This is a genomic window from Achromobacter sp. 46006, from assembly GCF_059761975.1.
In genome coordinates this window covers 15,658-34,141 of sequence record NZ_JCBANN010000011.1, presented here as the reverse complement: position 1 = coordinate 34,141, position 18,484 = coordinate 15,658, and the positions used below count along the sequence as shown (strand labels likewise).

Here is an 18,484-nt window from a genome sequence, read left to right as displayed (position 1 = left end):
AACGGGAAAGCGGGGCGGGGATCAGCCCAGGGCGGCGCGCAGCCGCTCGAGGCGGGCGCGGTAGTCCTTGCGGGCCTGCAAAGCCGTCTCCAGCGTGACCCGCTCGAAACGGGCCTGCTGGTTGGGCTGCATCTGGCCGACCTTGTCGAGATCCGCGCTGATCACGGTGCCGATCATGGCGTAGCCGCCGCCGGACACCGCATCGCGGTGCAGGATGATGGGCTCCACCCCCGCCGGCACCTGGATCGAACCGATGGGATAGCAGGCATCGACGATGTTGGACGGATCGGCGCCCGCGCCGAACGGTTGCTCGCGCGGCTGGAACTTCAGGGCGCGGCCTTTCTTGTAGCGGTAGCCGATGCGGTCGGCTTCCGAGGTCACGCTCCAGGCGTCCTCGTAGAACGAGGCGGACGATTCCGGCATCAGGCGATGGTCGTACAGGCCCGGCACCACGCGCAGCATCTGCTCCTTCGGACACTCGCTGGCGAGCGCCGCCGGCAGCGCGCGGCCGACCCGCGCCCCCGCACGCGGCGCGCCCACGCGCAGGCGGTCGCCGGCCCGCAGGCGGCGGCCCTCGAAGCCGCCAATGGCGCCCAGCGTGTAGGTCGAGCGGCTGCCCAGTACTTCGGGCACGTCGATGCCGCCGGCAATCGCCAGGCAGGCGCGCGCGCCGGCCTGCACGAAATCGAACGACAGCCGGGCGCCGGCCGGCACCGCCAGCGCGGTGTTGCAGGCCTGTGCCTGGCCATCGATCCTGGGCATCATGGTGGCGCCGGTGACAGCGATCACCGCGGCGCGGGTGAAGCGCAGTTCGGGGCCCATCAGCGTGCATTCCAGCACCGCCGCATCCTCGGGGTTGCCCACCAACAGGTTGGCCGCGGCCAGCGCGTACTGGTCCAGCGCGCCCGAGGGCGGAATGCCCAGGTGGTAGTAGCCCTGGCGGCCACGATCCTGGACCGACGTCGCCAGCCCGGGCTTGATCACTTCGATGAGCGGTTCGTCATGCGACATGGAGCGTCTCCAGAAGGCGGGCGTTGTACTGTTCGGGCGCCGCCATGAATTCGGACAGCGAGAACGACACCGGACGGATGTTGAGCTGGAAGGTGCCGGCCTCGACCTCGGCCACCGCGGTGTCGTAGTCGGCGCGGCTGATCGGCGTGAACTTGACGATATCGCCGGGGCGGAAGAACACCATCGAGTCGCGCAGGTGCGCCTGGCGCTGGGCCGGCTCGAAGATCGGCGCCGGTGTCACGCCGAACATCTGGTAGCCGCCCGCGCCGCGCACGGAATAGATGCAGGCGAAGCAACCGCCATGTCCCACCGTGTGCTTGGGCGTGTCGGTGCGCGGCCGCAGGTACTTGGGCACTTCGAGCTGGCGTTCGCGCTCGACCATCTGGAACATGAAGGGCAGGCCGGCCACGAAGCCCACCATCGACACGAACCAGGGCGCGCTGGAATGCGCCGCGATGAATTCGTCGGTATCGGCAAAGCCGTTGATGCGCGCGGCGTATTCCAGGTCGGTGGAATCCGGGTCCTGGTGGCGCTCGCGAAAGCGCATCAGCGTCTCGTGGGTCCAGGGATCGTTGTAGAGCACCGGCACCTCGATGACGCGGGTGTCCAGCCGCAGGTTGTCCAGGTCGATGGTGGCCTCGATCTCGCGCAGGATGGCCAGCATGGCCTCGGGCGCGACCTGCTCGGGGTCGTAGCGGATCTGGTACGAGGCGTTGGCCGGGCAGATCTCGCTCACGCCAGGCACGGCGCGTTCGCGCAGCGCGCGCGTGATCGCCATGCCCTTGAAGAACGCGGCCAGCGACATCGACTCGCTGATCTCGGCGAAGATGAATTCATCGCCGCCATGGGTGTAGCGCACCGTCATTGGGTCCCCTCCCGCTGCTGCATCCAGCTTTCCAGATAGTTGGTGTGATAGTCGCCCGCCAGCACGCCCGCGTCGGCCACCAGGGCGCGATGCAGGGCCAGCGTCGACGGCACGCCCTCGAATTCGGTTTCGTCCAGCGCGCGCGCCATGCGTGCCAGCGCGGCGTCGCGGTCCTCGTCCCATACGATCAGCTTGGCCAGCAGCGAATCGTAGTAGGGCGGCACCACGCTGCCGGCATACACCATCGAGTCGATGCGCACCCCCGGTCCGGCCGGCCAGCGCACATGCGACACGGTGCCGGGACCAGGCGCGAAGTTGCGTGCCGGGTCTTCGGCGTTCAGGCGGCATTCGATGGCGGCGCCGCGCATGACGATGTCCGATTGCTTCAGGCGCAGCGGCTCGCCGTCGGCGATGCGCAGCATCTCGCGCACCAGGTCGATGCCGGTGATGGCTTCGGTGATCGGATGCTCAACCTGGATGCGCGTGTTCATCTCGATGAAGTAGAACTCGCCGCGGGCCTCGTCGTACAGGTATTCCAGCGTGCCGGCGCCGCGATAGCCCACCGATTCGGTCAGGCGCAGCGCCGATTCGCACAGCGCCTGGCGCAGCGCGGGGCTCAGCGCCGGCGACGGCGCTTCCTCGAACACCTTCTGGCGGCGGCGCTGCAGCGAGCATTCGCGCTCGAACAGGTGCACCGCGCGCTCGCCGTCGCCCAGCACCTGCACCTCGATATGGCGGGCGCGCGGCAGGTAGCGCTCCAGGTAGACGCCGCCGTCGCCGAACGCGGCGCGCGCTTCAGCCTGGGCCATGGGGATGGCCTCGCGCAGCTGCGCCTCGTCGGCCGCCACGCGGATGCCGCGGCCGCCGCCGCCGGCACTGGCCTTGATCATCAGGGGATAGCCGATCTGCGCCGCATGGCTCAGGGCCTCGTCCAGCGATCCGACCACGCCCTCGCTGCCCGGCACCGTGGGCACCCCCGCCGCCTTGGCGCAGGCGCGCGCGGCCGCCTTGTCGCCCATGCTGCGGATGGTGCGGGCGTCGGGGCCGACGAACACCAGGCCGGCATCGGTCACGGCCTGCGAGAAATCGGCGTTCTCGGCCAGGAAGCCGTAGCCGGGATGGATCGCATCGGCGCCGCTCTCGCGGGCCGCCGCCAGCAGCGCCTCGGCATTGAGGTAACTGCGGGTGGCGTGGGCCGGCCCGACGTGCACCGCCGCGTCGGCCAGGCGCACGGCCAGCGCATCGCGGTCCGCGTCGCTGTAGACCGCCACCGTGCGCATGCCCAGTTCGCGCGCGGCGCGGATCACGCGCAAGGCGATCTCGCCCCGATTGGCGACCAAAAGGGTCTGGATGCGGCGCGGCCGGTAAAAGGAATGCACGCCCATGCCTCAGCCCTCGATCCGCAGCAGCGCCTGGCCGGGTTCGACCGGGTCGCCATCGGCCACCAGGATCTCGGCGACCACGCCGCCGACCTCGGCCTCGATCTGGTTGAACTGCTTCATCACCTCGACGATGCCGACCACGTCGCCAGGCTTGATGGCGACGCCGACCTCGACGAACGGCGCGGCGTCGGGACTGGGACGGCGATAGAAGGTGCCGGGCAGGGGGCTCTGGATCTCTTGCTGCGACATGGTTTTCTCCTTGGAATGTTTGGAAATGCGGGGTCAGGACAGTTGCGGCGGCACGATGCGGATGCCGTGCGCCTCAAGGCGCGCTCGCGTCGCCTGCACCAGCGCCAGCGCGCCGGGGGTGTCGCTGTGGATGCAGACGGAATCGAAATCGATGGCGATGTCGCGCCCCTCCACGGTGCGCACCCTGCCTTCGGTGCACGCCCGCAGCACCTTGTCGGCCACCTGCTCCGGATCGAGCGCCTGGGTGTAGCGCGTGAACACGATCGAGCCGCTGGCGTCGTAGTCGCGGTCGGCATAGAACTCGCGCACCACCGGCAGGCCCAGCTCGCGCGCCACCTTGCAGGTCAGCGAGTTCTCCATGCAATACAGCATCAGCGTGGGCTCCAGGTCGCGCAGCGTCTGCACCAGGCGGCGCGACAGCGTTTCGTCGCGCGCGGCGCGCATGTACAACGCGCCATGCGGCTTGACGTGCTGCAGCCGCAGGCCATGGAGGCGGGCGAATTCTCGCAGCGCGCCAACCTGGTAGACGATGTCGTTGACCAGGCCCTCGGCGTTCTCGTTCAGGTCGCGGCGGCCGAAGCCGACCAGGTCGCGAAAGCCGGGATGCGCGCCGATGCCGATGCCATGCTCGCGCGCCATCACCACGGTGCGGTTCATGATGTTGGGGTCGCCGGCGTGAAAGCCGGTGGCGATGTTGGCCGAGCTGATCAGCGGCATGATGGCGTCGTCCACGTCATCGCCGATCTTCCAGGAACCAAAGCCCTCGCCCATATCGGAGTTCAGGTCTATCGTCGCCTTGCTCATGAAACAGGATCTCCTTCCACTCGCGGACCGGTGGCCCGCGCAATGCCTGCACAGTAGCGAAGCGGCATAGGGATAAAAAGTTCTTTTTTTGGATCGGCTTTTATCTGAATTTCAGATGCACCACGCTGGGCACCAAATTCGGGCGCTTCGTCGATTGCTATGAAATTTCAGGGATTTCCCTGACATTTGACGCACCCTGGTGGCGCGGATAAACAGATATTCTGTCGGCAAGCCATCTATAAATCAGATAATTAATCCATGTCGCTCACGCTTCGGCAACTCAAGTATTTCGTCGCGGCCGCCGAACTCGGGCAGATCTCGCAGGCGGCGATCCAGCTCGCCATCTCGCAATCAGCCGTCACCACGGCGATCCGCGAGCTTGAGGAAATCGTCGGCTCGCCGCTATTCCTGCGCAGCGCCAGCGGCGTGGCGCTGACCGAGACCGGACGCGGCTTTCTCAACCATGCCTACAACATCCTGTCGTCGGTCGACGAGGCGCTGCGCATGCCCAGCGCCGATGGGCGCGAGAGCGGGCGCCTGCTGCTGGCGGCGTCCTATACGGTCATCGGCTACTTCCTGCCATACCACCTGCAGCGCCTGTCGCAGCTCTACCCCAACCTGGACATCCAGTTGCACGAACTCAACCGCAACGCCATCGAGGAAGGCCTGATCGCGCACCGCTATGACATGGCGGTGCTGCTGACCTCGAACGTGGTGAACCCGGAACTGGCGGTCGAGCACTTCTTCGGCTCGCCGCGACGGCTGTGGGTGCCGGCGCGCCACCCGCTGCTGGCGCGCGACACCGTGACGCTGGAAGACGTAGCGCACGAACCGTTCATCATGCTGACCGTCGACGAGGCCGCGCACACCGCGTTGCGCTACTGGAGCGAGACGCCATTCCGCCCCGACGTGCGCCTGCGCACCTCGTCGGTGGAGGCCGTGCGCAGCATGGTGGCCAATGGCGGCGGCGTGGCGGTGCTCTCGGACATGGTCTATCGTCCCTGGTCGCTGGAAGGCCGCCGCATCGAGACCATCCAGTTGAAGGACCCGATCCCGCCGATGAACGTGGGCCTGGCCTGGCGCAAGGGCGCCGACATCACCGGCCCGATGCGCGCCGTGCGCGACTATTTCCGCCACGCTTACGCCGTACCGCGCGGCACTGACAACCTGCGTTGAGTCTGATTGACGCGCGATTGTGGCGCCACCGCCACGCGCCATGTCGCCGCTTGATACACGTCAAGACCGGCTTTTCCCACCTCTGCGAACCTGAATGCCTGCATTCACGCAATACACGGAGAGAGGAAATGTTCGCGATGTATCGGCGCACCCGCGCCCTTGCCCTGGCCACCGCCTGCGGCGCCACCCTGATGCTTGCCGCCCCCGCCCACGCCCACGAGGCCGGCGACATCCTGTTCCGGGTCGGCGCGACCCAGGTGCGTCCGGCCTCCAACAACGGCACGGTGCTCGATGGCAGCGTCAAGCTCGATGCCAGCAACAACGTGCGTCCCAGCTTCACGCTGGCCTACATGGCCACGCGCAACATCGGCATCGAACTGCTGGGCGCCTGGCCGTTCCAGCACGACGTGCGCGGCAGCGGCCTGGGCAAGATCGGTTCCAGCAAGCAACTGCCGCCGACCCTCAGCCTGCAATGGCACATCCTGCCCGACAGCATGGTGCAGCCGTACATCGGCGTCGGCATCAACTACACCAAGTTCTTCGACACCAAGGCCGAAGGCGCGCTCAAGGGTTCCGACCTGAAGATGGGCGATTCCTGGGGCGTGGCCGCGCAACTGGGCGCGGACATCAAGATCAACGAACGCTGGTTCATGAACGCCGACATCCGCTACATCGACATCAAGTCGAAGGTGAAGCTCAACGGCGAACACATCGGCACCGCCCGCATCAACCCCTGGGTTGCCACGCTGGGCGTCGGTTACCGCTTCTGATTGCTCCCTGCCACGGGCTACTGGCGCCGCTGCGCCAGTAGCTGCCGCAACGCCTGCAATGCAGGCGTTTCGTCGTCCGCGCGCCAGATCAATCGCGTCTGTGCGTGGCCGTGCTTGCCGGACAGCGGCGTCACGCGCAACGACGGCTCCGCCCCCAGCAACGCCAGCACCGAACGCGGCACGATCGCCACGCCCGAACCTGCCGCCACGCACGCGACGATGGCATGGTACGACGCGAATTCCATCACCTTGCCCGGCGCCACGCCATCCTGGCCGAACCACGATTCGAGGATGCGGCGATACGAACAGCCCGCGGCGAACGCGATCACGCTGCGTTCGCCCACGTCCCGGGGCCCACGGATCGCCGGCCAGGCCAGCGGCGAGATCAGGGCCAGTTCTTCGTCGAACGCCGGCTGCTGCGCCAACCCCTGCGCCTCGAACGGCCGCGCCACGAAGGCGGCTTCGATCTCGTAGTTGCGCACCTTGGCGGCCAGCGCACCCGAGGTGCCCGTGACCAGCTCGATGCGCACCTGCGGCCAGGCCGCGTGATAGGCCGCCAGGATTGGCGGCAGACGCGCAGCGGCCGTGCTTTCCATGGTGCCCACGCGCAGCAGGCCTTGCGGCGCGCCGTCGCGCACCGCCGCCTGGGCTTCAGCCGACAGGCGCAGCAGCCGGTCGGCGTAGGACAGCAGCACGCGACCCTGTTCCGACAGCACCAGGCGCCGGTTCTGCCGCCGGAACAGCGGCGCCTCCAGCGTGGCTTCCAACTGTTTGAGGCGCGTGGACACGTTCGACTGCACCCGATTCAGGTGGGCCGCGGCACGCGCCACGCCACCATGATCGGCCACGGCCTTGAAGATCTGCAGCGCGTCGAGATCCAAGTTTCTCATTTCAAGAACTCTTGTTCTTAATAATTCACTATTCAAGATATTAGTACAGCCGTAGAGTGGGAAGCATGTCAAGCGTTCTCCACCCTGATCCCGCCCGCCCGCGTGGCGCCTTCGCCCTGGCCTTGCCGGCCGCGCTGGCGCTGGCGGCCGCCATGGGCATCGGCCGTTTCGCCTTCACGCCGGTCTGGCCGCTGATGGCGCAGGAAGCCGGCCTGTCGCTGGCGCAGGGCAGTTGGCTGGCCTCGGCCAATTACGCCGGCTACCTGCTGGGCGCCCTGGCCGCCGCGGCGCGGCCGCCGCGGCACCCGCGCGCGACACTGGCCGCCAGCCTGCTGGCCGTGGCGCTGCTGACACTGGCCATGCCGTGGTGCCATGGCATCCTGGCCTGGAGCCTGCTGCGGCTGGCGGCCGGCTACGGCAGCGCCAGCGCCTTCATCTGCGTGGCGGCGGCGCGTCCCGTCGGGCCCGGCGACCCGCGCGCGCCAGCGGTATCGGCCATCACCTATGCCGGGGTCGGCGCCGGCATCGCGCTGACAGGCCTGGCCTGCCTGGCGCTGATGGCCACGGGCGCCGGCGCCAATGCCAACTGGACCGCGCTGGGCGCGCTGACCCTGGCGCTATCGGCGCTGGCCTGGGCCGGGCTGAAGCGGCCGGCAGCGGCCCATCCCCTGGGCGCGGCGGCGGCGCCGGGGCCGCTGCCCTCGGGCCTCGGCCGGCTGGCGCTGCACTATGGCGTATTCGGCGCCGGCTACATCATCCCCGCCACCTTCCTGCCCGCCATGGCGCGCCAGATCATTGCCGATCCGGCGGTGTTCGGCTGGGCCTGGCCGTTGTTCGGGCTGGCCGCCGCGCTGTCCTGCCTGCTGGCGCCGCGCGTGGCCCAGGCCCCCGACGACAAGACAGTGTGGCGCGGTGCGCAGGCAGTGATGGCATTGGGCATGCTGGCTGTCGCGCTGTGGCACAACATGGCCGCGGTCATCGTCGCGGCGCTGCTGGTGGGCGGCACATTCATGGTCATCACGCAATCGGGCATGCTGGCTGCCCAGCGCCTGGCCGGCGCCGCCGCGCCGCGGGCCGCCGCCGTGATGACCTCGGCGTTCGCCGCCGGGCAAATCGTGGGGCCGCTGCTGGCCTCGGGCGCCGCTCGCTGGGGCGCGACACTGCCGCAAGTGCTGGCCGGCGGCGCGGTGCTGCTGGCGCTATCGGCCTGGCGCTTGGGAAAAATCAGCGCCGAGGGCGGCAACGCTGGGCATAATGCGATGGGTTCCCAGGAACCATCACATTAAGAATGAGGAGTCACCCCAGCATGAAACCGTTCCGTCCCCTGATCGCCGCCCTGGCCACCTGCGCCGTTCTCGGCGGCACCGCCCACGCCCAGGCAACCGACTGGCCCGCCAAGCCCATCACCATGATCGTGCCGTACGCCCCGGGCGGCTTCGCCGATACCCGCGTGCGCCTGCTGGCGCGCAAGCTGGGCGAGTCGCTGGGCCAGCCGATCGTGGTCGAGAACAAGGCGGGCGCGGGCGGCGTGGTCGGCACCAACCTGATCGCCAAGGCCGCCCCCGACGGCTATACCATCGGCACCGGCAACCTGGCGCCGATGGCGGTCAACCCGTCGCTGATGAAGGACATGCCGTACGACCCGCAAAAGGATCTGGCACCCATCATCCTGATCGAAACCAGCCCGCTGGTGCTGAGCGTCAACAACGAACTGCCGGTCAAGTCCCTGGCCGACCTGATCGCCCTGGCCAAGAAGCAGCCGGGCAAGCTGTCGTTCGGCTCGTCCGGCGTGGGCGGCGCGCACCATCTGTCCGGCGAGATGTTCCGCGAGCAGGCCAAGATCGACATCGTGCACGTGCCCTACAAGGGCGGCAGCCTGGCCGCGACCGACCTGATGGGCGGCCATATCTCGATGATGTTCGAGATGGGCTATTCGGCGCTGCCCGCCATCCAGGGCAAGAAGATCCACCCGATCGCGGTGACGTCGGCCCAGCGCCTGGCGGTGCTGCCGGACGTGCCGACCATGGCCGAATCCGGCCTGCCCGGCTTCGAGTCGTACAACTGGCAGGGCATCGTCGCCCCCGCCGGCACCCCGGCGCCCATCATCGCCAAGCTCAACGCCGAGTTCAACCGTATCCTGAAGGAAGCCGACGTGCAGAAGGCCATCGCCGACACCGGCAGCCAGGCCGGCGGCGGTACGCCCGAGCAATTCGGCGCCTTCATCAAGAACGAAACGGTCAAGTGGGCGCAAGTCATCAAGGCTGGAAATATCCAGCTCCAGTAAGCCAACCAGGAGTATCCCCATGACATCCCGTCTTTCCGATCTGCTCAAGCTTGACCACCCCGTCATCCAGGCGCCCATGGCCGGCGGCGCGACAACGGTGGAGCTGGTGTCGGAGGCATCGAAGGCGGGTGTCCTGGGTTCGCTGGGTGCGGCCTACATGACGCCCGAACAGATCGAGGCGGCCGCCGCCGCGATCCGCGCGCGCACCGATCGGCCGTTCGGCATCAACCTGTTCGCGGCGTTGCCCGAGCAGCCCTTCAAGGGCGACGCCAGCCGCATGCTGGACCTGCTGGCGCGCTACCACGCCCAGTTGGGACTGCCGGCGCCGGTGGCGCCCGGCCCGCAGGCCGATCCGCTGCCCGGTCAGATCGAGGCCGTGCTGCGCGTGCGGCCGGCGGTCCTGAGCTTCACCTTCGGACGCCTGCCGGCGGACGTGCTGGCGCGCTGCCGCGAACTGGGCATCCTGACGGTCGGCACCGCCACCACCGTGCGCGAAGCCGTGGCCCTGGAGCAGGACGGGGTCGACGCCGTCGTGGCCCAAGGGGCCGAGGCGGGCGGACATCGCGGCACCTTCCTGGACGATTTCGAGCATTCGCTGATCGGCACCATGGCCCTGGTGCCGCAGGTGGCCGATGCGGTGTCGATCCCGGTGATCGCCTCCGGCGGCATCATGGACGGCCGCGGCATCGCCGCCGCGCTGGCCCTGGGCGCGGACGCCGCACAAATGGGGACGGCATTCCTGACCACGGACGAAGCCGGCATCGGCGAGGCCTACAAGGCGGTACTGCCGGCCTCCCTGCCGGAACAGTCGCGCATCACCCGGGCCTTTTCCGGCCGGCCGGCGCGCGGCATCGTGAATGCCTTCATGCGCGACGCTGAGCAACTATCGGACGATATCCTGCCGTACCCGCTGCAGAATGCGCTGACCCGCCCGATGCGCACGGCAGGCGGCAAGGCCGGCAACATCGCCGTCCTGTCACTATGGGCCGGCCAGGGCGCGCCGCTCGCCCGGCGCGAAAGCACGGCCGCGCTGGTGGCACGGCTGGCGCGCGAGACCGCCGCCGCGCGCGGCCTGGGCTGACGCCCGGCCTTGCCTGGCAGGATCCGGAGCGTCCCCGGATTGTTCCCCCAAGCGAAAACACTGTTCCACGGACAGCCATATCCCACTGCGGTGACAATTCATCGGGCTACAATGGCCCCTCGCCGCCGGGAACGACTGGTATTCTCGCGTCCCCGGCTTATGAGTAACAGGGCGCTTCCCGACGCAGCCCGTCTCGCTCGCGCCGGCCGGATCCCCGCCCGCGCATGAGCGCGGCGGCAGGGCATCCGCCACCGAAACACCCGTTCGTTGCCCATGCCCGATCTAACCCGCAGCACCCCGGAATTCGCCCTGCGCCTGGAAGGTGTGACGCTAGGCTACGGTGATTTCACCGTCTTGCGCGACATTTCCATGGAAGCGCGTTCGGGCCAGGTGGTCGCCATCATGGGCGGCTCGGGCTCGGGCAAGACCACGCTGCTGCGGGCTGCCACCGGGCAGCTCACCGCGCAGCAGGGCACCGTGCTGGCGTTCGGCCAGGACATCGGCCAGGCCACGCCCGCCGGACTGCAGGCGCTGCGCAAGCGCATGGGCGTGCTGTTCCAGCAGGGCGCGCTGTTCACCGACCTGAACGTATTCGAGAACGTCGCCTTCCCGCTGCGCGAACATACCAGCCTGACCGAGGCCGACCTCACCGCCCGCGTGCTCGACAAGCTCGACGCCGTCGGGCTGCGTGCCGCCGCCCACTTGAAGGTAGCCGAGATCTCGGGCGGCATGGCGCGCCGGGTGGCGCTGGCTCGCGCGATCGTGCTGGAGCCCGAACTGATCCTGTACGACGAACCTTTTGCCGGGCTCGACCCGATCTCGCTGGGCATCACCGCCCGCCTGATCCGCAGCCTGGCCGACCGCCTGGGCTGCGCCTCGGTGCTGATCACCCATGACGTGCACGAGTCGTTCGCCATCGCCGACCAGGTCTACCTGGTGGGACAGGGTCAGCTCAAGGCCGCCGGCACGCCGGACAGCCTGTCGGCCTCCCCGGACCCCTACGTGCAGCAATTCCTCAAGGGCGAGCCCGACGGCCCGGTCGCGTTCCAGTACCCTGAAACGCCGGCTTTCCGGCAGTGGCTGTCGCAACAACAAGGGCGCAAGGCATGAGCGGATCCAACAACGCGGTAGGCGCGCTGGGCGGCTGGGTGCGCACCCGCATCGCCGGCATCGGCTACTTCACCCGGTTCTTCGGCGCCATGCTGGCGCGCAGCGGCATCGCGCTGTCGCGGCCGCGGCTGGTGTCGCAGCAGATCCATTTCATCGGCAACTACTCGCTGCTGATCATCGCCGTGTCCGGCATGTTCGTCGGCTTCGTGCTGGGCCTGCAGGGCTACTACACGCTGAACCGCTACGGCGCCGAGGAATCGCTCGGCCTGCTGGTGGCGCTGTCGCTGGTGCGCGAACTGGGCCCGGTAGTGACGGCGCTGCTGTTCGCCGGCCGCGCCGGCACCTCGCTGACCGCCGAGATCGGTCTGATGAAGGCTGGCGAACAACTGTCCGCCATGGAAGTCATGGCGGTCGACCCGATGCGCCGCGTGCTGGTGCCGCGCCTGTGGGGCGGCATCATCGCCATGCCGATCCTGGCTGCCGTGTTCTCCATGGTCGGCATCATGGGCGGCTGGGTGGTCGGCGTGCTGATGATCGGCGTCGACGCCGGCGCCTTCTGGTCGCAGATGCAGGGTGGCGTCGATGTATGGGACGACGTCCTGAACGGCGTCATCAAGAGCCTGGTATTCGGCGTCACGGTGACGCTGGTGGCGCTTTACGAAGGCTGGCAGGCCAAACCCACGCCCGAAGGCGTCGCCCGCGCCACCACCCGCACGGTCGTGGTGGGTTCGCTGGCGGTGCTGGGGCTGGACTTCCTGCTCACCGCCTTGATGTTTGGAAACTGATTACGGATCGATCATGTCTCGTGAAAAAACCGATTTCTGGGTAGGCCTGTTCGTCTTGCTGGGCGCGGCCGCGCTGGCGTTCCTGGCGTTGCGCGCTGGCAACTTGAGCACCTTTTCTTTCGCGCCCACCTATACGCTGACGGCCAATTTCGATAACGTAGGCGGCCTCAAGGTGCGCGCCCCCGTGAAAAGCGCCGGGGTCGTGGTAGGGCGGATCGCCAAGATTTCCTTTGACGACAAGACCTTCCAGGCGGTGGTCGCCATCAACCTGGAAACCGCCTACCAGTTTCCCAAGGACTCTTCCGCCGCCATCCTCACGTCAGGCCTGCTCGGCGAGCAGTACCTGGGCCTGACCCCGGGAAGCGAAGAAGACAACCTGGCCGATGGCGGCAAGATCCGCTATACCCAGAGCGCCATCGTGCTGGAACAGCTGATCAGCAAGTTCCTGTACGGATCGGCCGAGAAGGAAGGCACGAACACGGCGGGCGCGCCGGATGCGAAAGCGCCGGCAAATTAAAGAGGATCCGTCACGCCCGGCAACACCCCGGTGCTTGACGCACGCTGCAATAAGAATACAATTCTGTTGATAGGGATGCCCTGATCATGAACAAGAACGCTCTCTCCCGAATCGCCACCATCGCCGCGGCCGGTGCGCTGATGGCGGGTTGCGCCGCGCCGCAACAGCCCGATCCGCGCGATCCCTGGGAAGGCTTCAACCGCGGCGTCTACAAGTTCAACGACACCGTCGACCGCGCGGTCTTCAAGCCGGTGGCGCAGGCCTATACCTACGTCACCCCGGAGCCGGTGCGTAGCTGTGTCCACAACATCTTCAGCAACGTCGGCGACCTCTGGTCGGGCACCAACAGCTTCCTGCAAGGCCGCGGCCACGACTTTGTCAACACCCTCGGCCGCTTCCTGTTCAACACCACCATGGGCGTGGGCGGCTGCTTCGACGTCGCTTCGGCCAACGGCGCGCGCAAGATCCCGAACGACTTCGGCACCACGCTGGGCGTCTGGGGCTTCAGCCAGGGCCCGTACCTGGTGCTGCCGTTCTTCGGCGCGTCCAGCGTGCGCGACGGCGTCGGCCTGGTCGGCGACTGGCAGGGCCGCATGTATGGCTACATGGGCGTGAGCGCCATCGACAACGTGCCGCTGCGCAACTCGCTGTGGGGACTGGAAGTGGTCGACACCCGTGCCAGCCTGCTCAACGCCACCGACACCGTCGACCGCGTGGCGCTCGACCCGTACAGCTTCGTGCGCGATGCCTATCTGCAGCGCCGCGCCGCCATGGTGAACGGCCAGCGCGCCGATGACGAATCCAACCTGCCCAACTACGAGGACAACGAGGACACCGACGCCGGCCAGGCCAAGGGTGCCCCCGCGCCGGTGGCGAATCCCGCAACCAAGTAAGCTATTGGGTCGCGTTTTCAGTACAGCAAGGAGTTTCCATGCGGTTTTCCTTTTTCCCCCTGCTCCAGCGCCTGGCCTTTGCCGGCCTGCTGGGTCTGGCGGCCAGCGCCGCCGCGCAGGCGCAACCCGACGCCCACGGCGCGCCGGACCAGTTCGTGCTGGCCGCGGCCAATGAGACCCTGGACGTCCTGAAGGCCGACGGCGCCGCCAAGGCGGGCAACACGGCTCTCATCAACCAGGTCGTCAACGAGCACATCCTGCCCTACGTCAACTTCCAGAAGACCACGCGCCTGGCGGCCGGCCGCTACTGGCGCCAGGCCACCGAGCAGCAGAAGACGGCCCTGGCCGAGGCGTTCCGCGGCACGCTGGTGCGCACCTACAGCGGCGCGCTGACCCGTGTCACGTCCAGCACCAAGATCACGGCCCTGCCGTTCCGCGGCGACCCCAAGGCCGACGATGTGGTCGTGCGCACGCTCATCAGCCAGTCCAACGGCCAGCCGACCGGCGTCGACTACCGCCTGGAAAAAACGCCCCAGGGCTGGAAGATCTACGACATGAACGTCGAAGGCATCTGGCTGATCGAGAACTACCGCAACCAGTTCGCCCAGCAGATCAACCAGAACGGTATCGACGGCCTGATCGCGGCGCTGAACCAGCGCAACCAGTAACGATCCCGTCCGGCTTGCCCCGGCCCGGCGCGCCCCTGCGGTCCGCCGGGCCTGTCATTTGGGGACGGACCATCGCGCCACGCCCCCACGCCCTCCGGGGCTATCGGCGCCTCGCGTAGCAGGGCGCTTATATAATGATCAATTCGCTCTTTGCCGGGCCCCCTCGCCGCCGTCATGTCTGCCGTCAGTCTTGAGAACGTCTCCAAAATCTACTCGCCGCGCCGCAGCGGCTGGGACAGGCTCACCGGGCGCGCGCCCGGCGCCGGTTTCCAGGCGCTCGACAACGTCAGCCTGAACATCGAGCACGGCGAGTTCTTCGGCCTGCTCGGCCCCAACGGCGCCGGCAAGACCACCCTGATCTCGATCCTGGCCGGACTGGCGCACGCCACCACCGGCCGCGCCACCGTCTGTGGCTACGACGTCGTGGCCGACTACAAGTCGGCACGGCGGGCCCTGGGCGTGGTGCCACAGGAACTGGTCTACGACCCATTCTTCACCGTGCGCGAGACGCTGCGCATCCAGTCGGGCTACTTCGGCCTGCGCAAGAACGACGACTGGATCGACGAAATCCTCTTCAACCTGGGCCTGGCCGACAAGGCCAACGCGAACATGCGCGCGCTGTCCGGCGGCATGAAGCGCCGCGTGCTGGTGGCACAGGCGCTGGTGCACCGCCCGCCGGTCATCGTGCTGGACGAGCCCACCGCGGGCGTCGACGTCGACCTGCGCCGCACGCTCTGGGAATTCATCTCGCGCCTGAACAAGGCCGGCCACACCATCATGCTGACCACCCACTACCTGGAAGAAGCGGAAGCCCTGTGCGGCCGCATCGCCATGCTCAAGGGCGGGCGCATCGTGGCGCTGGACACCACCCAGGCGCTGCTGGCCCGCGTCGGCGGCGTCGACCTCGAAGACGCCTTCGTGCGCATCATGCACCAGGACGACGCCCCGCAACCCGAAGAGATGCCGCAATGACGCAGTCCGCCACCAACGCCAGCCAGCCGCTGGTGCAGCCGCGCCTGGATGCAGGCTCGGGCTTTCCGACCCTGCTGCGCAAGGAATTGCTGCGCTTCTGGAAGGTCAGCTTCCAGACCATCGCCGCGCCCGTCATCACCGCGCTGCTGTACCTGCTGGTGTTCGCCCACGTGCTGGAAGGGCGCGTCATGGTCTACGGCAGCGTGCCGTACACCGCGTTCCTGATCCCCGGGCTCATGATGATGAGCATGCTGCAGAACGCCTTCGCCAACCCGTCGTCGTCGCTGATCCAGAGCCGCATCACCGGCAACCTGGTGTTCATGCTGCTGCCGCCGCTGTCGCACCGCGACATGTTCGCCGCCTACGTGCTGGCGGCCGTGGTGCGCGGCCTGGCCGTGGGCCTGTGCGTGTGGCTGGTGGCGCTGTTCTTCGTCTCGCTGGTGCCGTCCAACCCACTGTGGCTGCTGGTGTTCGCGGTGCTGGCCTGCGGCATCATGGGCGTGCTGGGCCTGATCGCCGGCCTGTGGTCCGAGAAATTCGACTAATTGGCGGCCTTCCAGAACTTCCTCATCATGCCGGCCACCTTCCTGTCCGGCGTGTTCTATTCCATCCACACGCTCCCGGCCTTCTGGCAGGGCGTGTCCCACTGGAACCCCATCTTCTACACCATCGACGGCTTCCGCTACGGATTCTTCTCGGTGTCGGACGTCTCCCCCTGGCGCAGCCTGGCGGTGGTGACGGGGGTGTTCCTCGCGCTTTCGATCTATGCGCTGCGGCTCCTGGCCAGCGGCTACAAACTCAGGAACTGACGTCCATGCTTCCCACTCCCGCGCAAGTCCGCCAATACATCGCGGACGGCCTGCCCTGTGAACACCTCGACGTACAGGGCGACGGCTCGCATTTCGACGCGGTCATCGTCAGCGCGGCCTTCGAAGGCAAGCGCCTGATCCAACGCCACCAGCTTGTCTACGCCGCGCTGGGCGACCGCATGAAGGCCGAAATCCACGCCCTGTCGATGCGCACCCTGACCCCCGCCGAATACGCCCAGGCGGGCAAGTGACCATGGACAAGCTACGCATTACCGGCGGCGCGCGCCTGCACGGCGAAGTCACCATCTCCGGCGCCAAGAATTCGGCCCTGCCGATCCTGTGCGCCGGCCTGCTGACGGCGGACCCGCTGACCATCGCCAATGTGCCGCACCTGAACGACACCGCCACCATGCTGCGCCTGCTGGGCCGCATGGGCGTGCGCGCCGAGCGCGGCAACGACGGCATCGTGACCCTGCAGGCCGACCGCGTCGACAGCCTCGAAGCGCCGTACGACCTGGTCAAGACCATGCGCGCCTCGATCCTGGTGCTGGGCCCGCTGGTGGCGCGCTTCGGCGAAGCCCGCGTCAGCCTGCCGGGCGGCTGCACCATCGGCCAGCGGCCGGTGGACCAGCACATCAAGGGCCTGGCGGCGCTGGGCGCCGACATCAGCATCGAACACGGCTTCGTGGTGGCGCGCGCCAAGCGCCTGAAGGGCGCCTCGATCCGCACCGACATGGTCACCGTCACCGGCACCGAGAATCTGCTGATGGCCGCGGTGCTGGCCGAGGGCCAGACCGTGCTGGAAAATGCCGCGCGCGAGCCCGAAGTGGTGGACCTGGCCGAACTGCTCATCAAGATGGGCGCCCGCATCCAGGGCCACGGCACCGACCGCATCGTGATCGACGGCGTCGAGCGCCTGCACAGCGCCGAACACCGCGTGATCTCCGACCGCATCGAGGCAGGCACCTTCCTGTGCGCCGTGGGCGCGGCAGGCGGCGACATCGTGCTGCGCAACACCGATCCCGGCATCCTCGGCGCCACGCTCGACAAGCTGGCCGAGGCCGGCCTGGCCATCGAGACCGGCCCCGACTGGATCCGCGGCGCCATGTCCAGGCGCCCCAAGGCCGTAGGCTTCCGGACCCACGAATACCCGGGCTTCGCCACCGACATGCAGGCCCAGTTGATGGCACTGAACACGGTGGCCGAAGGCACCTCGGTGATCGTCGAAACGATTTTCGAGAACCGCTACATGCACGTGCAGGAACTGCGCCGCATGGGCGCGGACATCGACATCGACGGCCACACCGCCATCGTCCGCGGCATCGCCCGCCTGTCGGGCGCGACGGTCATGGCCACCGACCTGCGGGCCTCGGCCAGCCTGGTCATCGCCGGCCTGGCCGCCGATGGCGATACGCTGGTCGACCGCATCTACCACCTGGATCGCGGCTACGATCGGATGGAAGTCAAGCTGCGCGCCCTGGGCGCCAATATTCAACGCGTTGCTGAACGCACTAGCGGCAAGGAACCGGCATGAGCAATGCCCCGCTCGCCCCCCTGACCCTGGCTCTGTCCAAGGGGCGCATCTTCGAAGAAACCATGCCTCTGCTGGCGGAAGCCGGCATCGAGGTACCCGAGAACCCCGAAAGCTCGCGCAAGCTGATCCTGCCGACCAGCGATCCCGGCCTGCGCCTGATCATCGTGCGCGCTTCCGACGTGCCGACGTACGTGCAGTACGGCGCGGCCGACCTCGGCATAGCGGGCAAGGACGTGCTGATCGAGCATGCCGCGCAGCAGCCCGGCGGCCTGTACCAGCCGATCGACCTGAACATCGCCAAGTGCCGCCTGGCCGTGGCCGTGCGCAACGGTTTCGACTACGAAGCCGCGGTGCACCAGGGCGCGCGCCTGCGCGTGGCCACCAAGTACGTGCAGTCAGCCCGTGAACACTTTGCCGCCAAGGGTGTGTACGTCGACATCATCAAGCTGTATGGTTCGATGGAACTGGCGCCGCTGGTGGGCCTGGCCGACTGCATCGTGGACCTGGTGTCCACGGGCGGCACGCTGCGCGCCAACGACCTGGTCGCGGTCGAGGACATCATGCCGATCTCCTCGCGCCTGATCGTCAACCAGGCCGCGCTCAAGACCCGCGGCGAACGCCTGCAACCGCTGCTGGACGCTTTCGAGCGCGCCGCTTCCCGCAACGCCTGACCCAGGCCGCCGC

At 68.0% G+C, this 18,484-nt stretch carries 20 protein-coding genes and 1 pseudogene; 15 read left to right on the top strand and 6 right to left on the bottom strand.

Annotated elements, in window-relative coordinates:
- Window positions 1-21 precede the first annotated feature (21 nt).
- Genes AC6LKG_RS08515 through AC6LKG_RS08495 form a run of 5 tightly spaced genes read right to left on the bottom strand, consistent with a single transcriptional unit; the run spans window position 22 to window position 4,311 of the window.
- Window positions 22-1,011, bottom strand: coding sequence for a 5-oxoprolinase subunit C family protein (locus AC6LKG_RS08515; protein WP_498163908.1), 990 nt, complete (start codon window positions 1,009-1,011; stop codon window positions 22-24).
- Window positions 1,001-1,876: a 5-oxoprolinase subunit B family protein gene (locus AC6LKG_RS08510; protein WP_498163907.1), complete on the bottom strand. Its 876-nt coding sequence runs from the start codon at window positions 1,874-1,876 to the stop codon at window positions 1,001-1,003. Before AC6LKG_RS08510 ends, AC6LKG_RS08515 begins: the two co-directional genes overlap by 11 nt.
- The gene (locus AC6LKG_RS08505) at window positions 1,873-3,261 is read right to left on the bottom strand and encodes an acetyl-CoA carboxylase biotin carboxylase subunit (protein ID WP_498163906.1); all 1,389 of its coding nucleotides are present in this window, start codon (window positions 3,259-3,261) and stop codon (window positions 1,873-1,875) included. Before AC6LKG_RS08505 ends, AC6LKG_RS08510 begins: the two co-directional genes overlap by 4 nt.
- A gap of 3 nt (window positions 3,262-3,264) precedes the next feature.
- Window positions 3,265-3,507: an acetyl-CoA carboxylase gene (locus AC6LKG_RS08500; protein WP_498163905.1), complete on the bottom strand. Its 243-nt coding sequence runs from the start codon at window positions 3,505-3,507 to the stop codon at window positions 3,265-3,267.
- 33 nt (window positions 3,508-3,540) lie between these two features.
- A complete protein-coding gene (locus tag AC6LKG_RS08495) occupies window positions 3,541-4,311 on the bottom strand; it encodes a 5-oxoprolinase subunit PxpA (protein ID WP_498163904.1) in 771 nt (256 codons plus the stop codon).
- A 258-nt stretch (window positions 4,312-4,569) separates the two neighbouring features.
- On the opposite strand from AC6LKG_RS08495, the gene AC6LKG_RS08490 reads away from it, so the two are divergent.
- Together AC6LKG_RS08490 and AC6LKG_RS08485 are read left to right on the top strand one after the other, a co-directional pair.
- Window positions 4,570-5,487 (top strand): LysR family transcriptional regulator, encoded by a 918-nt coding sequence (locus AC6LKG_RS08490; RefSeq protein WP_498163903.1) that lies wholly within the window; start codon window positions 4,570-4,572, stop codon window positions 5,485-5,487.
- A gap of 128 nt (window positions 5,488-5,615) precedes the next feature.
- Entirely contained in the window at window positions 5,616-6,257 is a 642-nt protein-coding gene (locus AC6LKG_RS08485; protein WP_175133369.1) for an OmpW/AlkL family protein, read from the top strand.
- A 17-nt stretch (window positions 6,258-6,274) separates the two neighbouring features.
- On the opposite strand, the gene AC6LKG_RS08480 is transcribed toward AC6LKG_RS08485, so the two are convergent.
- Window positions 6,275-7,147 carry a LysR family transcriptional regulator gene (locus AC6LKG_RS08480; protein ID WP_498163902.1) on the bottom strand — a complete coding sequence of 291 codons (873 nt, stop codon included), beginning with the start codon at window positions 7,145-7,147 and terminating at the stop codon, window positions 6,275-6,277.
- A 65-nt stretch (window positions 7,148-7,212) separates the two neighbouring features.
- Between AC6LKG_RS08480 and AC6LKG_RS08475 the strand changes: the two genes are divergently transcribed.
- From AC6LKG_RS08475 to hisG, 13 genes and pseudogenes are all read left to right on the top strand, one after another.
- A complete protein-coding gene (locus tag AC6LKG_RS08475) occupies window positions 7,213-8,433 on the top strand; it encodes a YbfB/YjiJ family MFS transporter (RefSeq protein WP_498163901.1) in 1,221 nt (406 codons plus the stop codon).
- A 20-nt stretch (window positions 8,434-8,453) separates the two neighbouring features.
- The gene (locus AC6LKG_RS08470) at window positions 8,454-9,431 is read left to right on the top strand and encodes a Bug family tripartite tricarboxylate transporter substrate binding protein (RefSeq protein ID WP_498163900.1); all 978 of its coding nucleotides are present in this window, start codon (window positions 8,454-8,456) and stop codon (window positions 9,429-9,431) included.
- A gap of 19 nt (window positions 9,432-9,450) precedes the next feature.
- On the top strand, window positions 9,451-10,512 hold the full coding sequence (locus AC6LKG_RS08465; RefSeq protein WP_498163899.1) for an NAD(P)H-dependent flavin oxidoreductase: 1,062 nt from the start codon (window positions 9,451-9,453) through the stop codon (window positions 10,510-10,512).
- Window positions 10,513-10,785: 273 nt separating this feature from the next.
- The gene (locus AC6LKG_RS08460; RefSeq protein WP_498163898.1) at window positions 10,786-11,622 is read left to right on the top strand and encodes an ABC transporter ATP-binding protein; all 837 of its coding nucleotides are present in this window, start codon (window positions 10,786-10,788) and stop codon (window positions 11,620-11,622) included.
- Entirely contained in the window at window positions 11,619-12,407 is a 789-nt protein-coding gene (mlaE, locus tag AC6LKG_RS08455; RefSeq protein ID WP_427991408.1) for a lipid asymmetry maintenance ABC transporter permease subunit MlaE, read from the top strand. The genes AC6LKG_RS08460 and mlaE overlap by 4 nt, the downstream gene beginning before the upstream one ends.
- A 13-nt stretch (window positions 12,408-12,420) precedes the next feature.
- The gene (gene mlaD, locus AC6LKG_RS08450) at window positions 12,421-12,924 is read left to right on the top strand and encodes an outer membrane lipid asymmetry maintenance protein MlaD (RefSeq protein ID WP_498163897.1); all 504 of its coding nucleotides are present in this window, start codon (window positions 12,421-12,423) and stop codon (window positions 12,922-12,924) included.
- An 86-nt stretch (window positions 12,925-13,010) separates the two neighbouring features.
- On the top strand, window positions 13,011-13,817 hold the full coding sequence (locus AC6LKG_RS08445) for an MlaA family lipoprotein (protein WP_498163896.1): 807 nt from the start codon (window positions 13,011-13,013) through the stop codon (window positions 13,815-13,817).
- 38 nt (window positions 13,818-13,855) lie between these two features.
- Window positions 13,856-14,485, top strand: coding sequence for an MlaC/ttg2D family ABC transporter substrate-binding protein (locus AC6LKG_RS08440; RefSeq protein WP_498163895.1), 630 nt, complete (start codon window positions 13,856-13,858; stop codon window positions 14,483-14,485).
- A 174-nt stretch (window positions 14,486-14,659) separates the two neighbouring features.
- Window positions 14,660-15,457, top strand: coding sequence for an ABC transporter ATP-binding protein (locus AC6LKG_RS08435; RefSeq protein ID WP_498163894.1), 798 nt, complete (start codon window positions 14,660-14,662; stop codon window positions 15,455-15,457).
- Window positions 15,454-16,266, top strand: a pseudogene (locus tag AC6LKG_RS08430) (ABC transporter permease). The gene AC6LKG_RS08435 and the pseudogene AC6LKG_RS08430 overlap by 4 nt, the downstream one beginning before the upstream one ends.
- Window positions 16,267-16,271: 5 nt before the next feature.
- A complete protein-coding gene (locus AC6LKG_RS08425) occupies window positions 16,272-16,517 on the top strand; it encodes a BolA family protein (RefSeq protein WP_006388061.1) in 246 nt (81 codons plus the stop codon).
- A gap of 2 nt (window positions 16,518-16,519) precedes the next feature.
- A complete protein-coding gene (murA, locus tag AC6LKG_RS08420) occupies window positions 16,520-17,800 on the top strand; it encodes a UDP-N-acetylglucosamine 1-carboxyvinyltransferase (protein ID WP_498163893.1) in 1,281 nt (426 codons plus the stop codon).
- Window positions 17,797-18,471 (top strand): ATP phosphoribosyltransferase, encoded by a 675-nt coding sequence (gene hisG, locus AC6LKG_RS08415; protein WP_175133382.1) that lies wholly within the window; start codon window positions 17,797-17,799, stop codon window positions 18,469-18,471. Before murA ends, hisG begins: the two co-directional genes overlap by 4 nt.
- Window positions 18,472-18,484 lie beyond the last annotated feature (13 nt).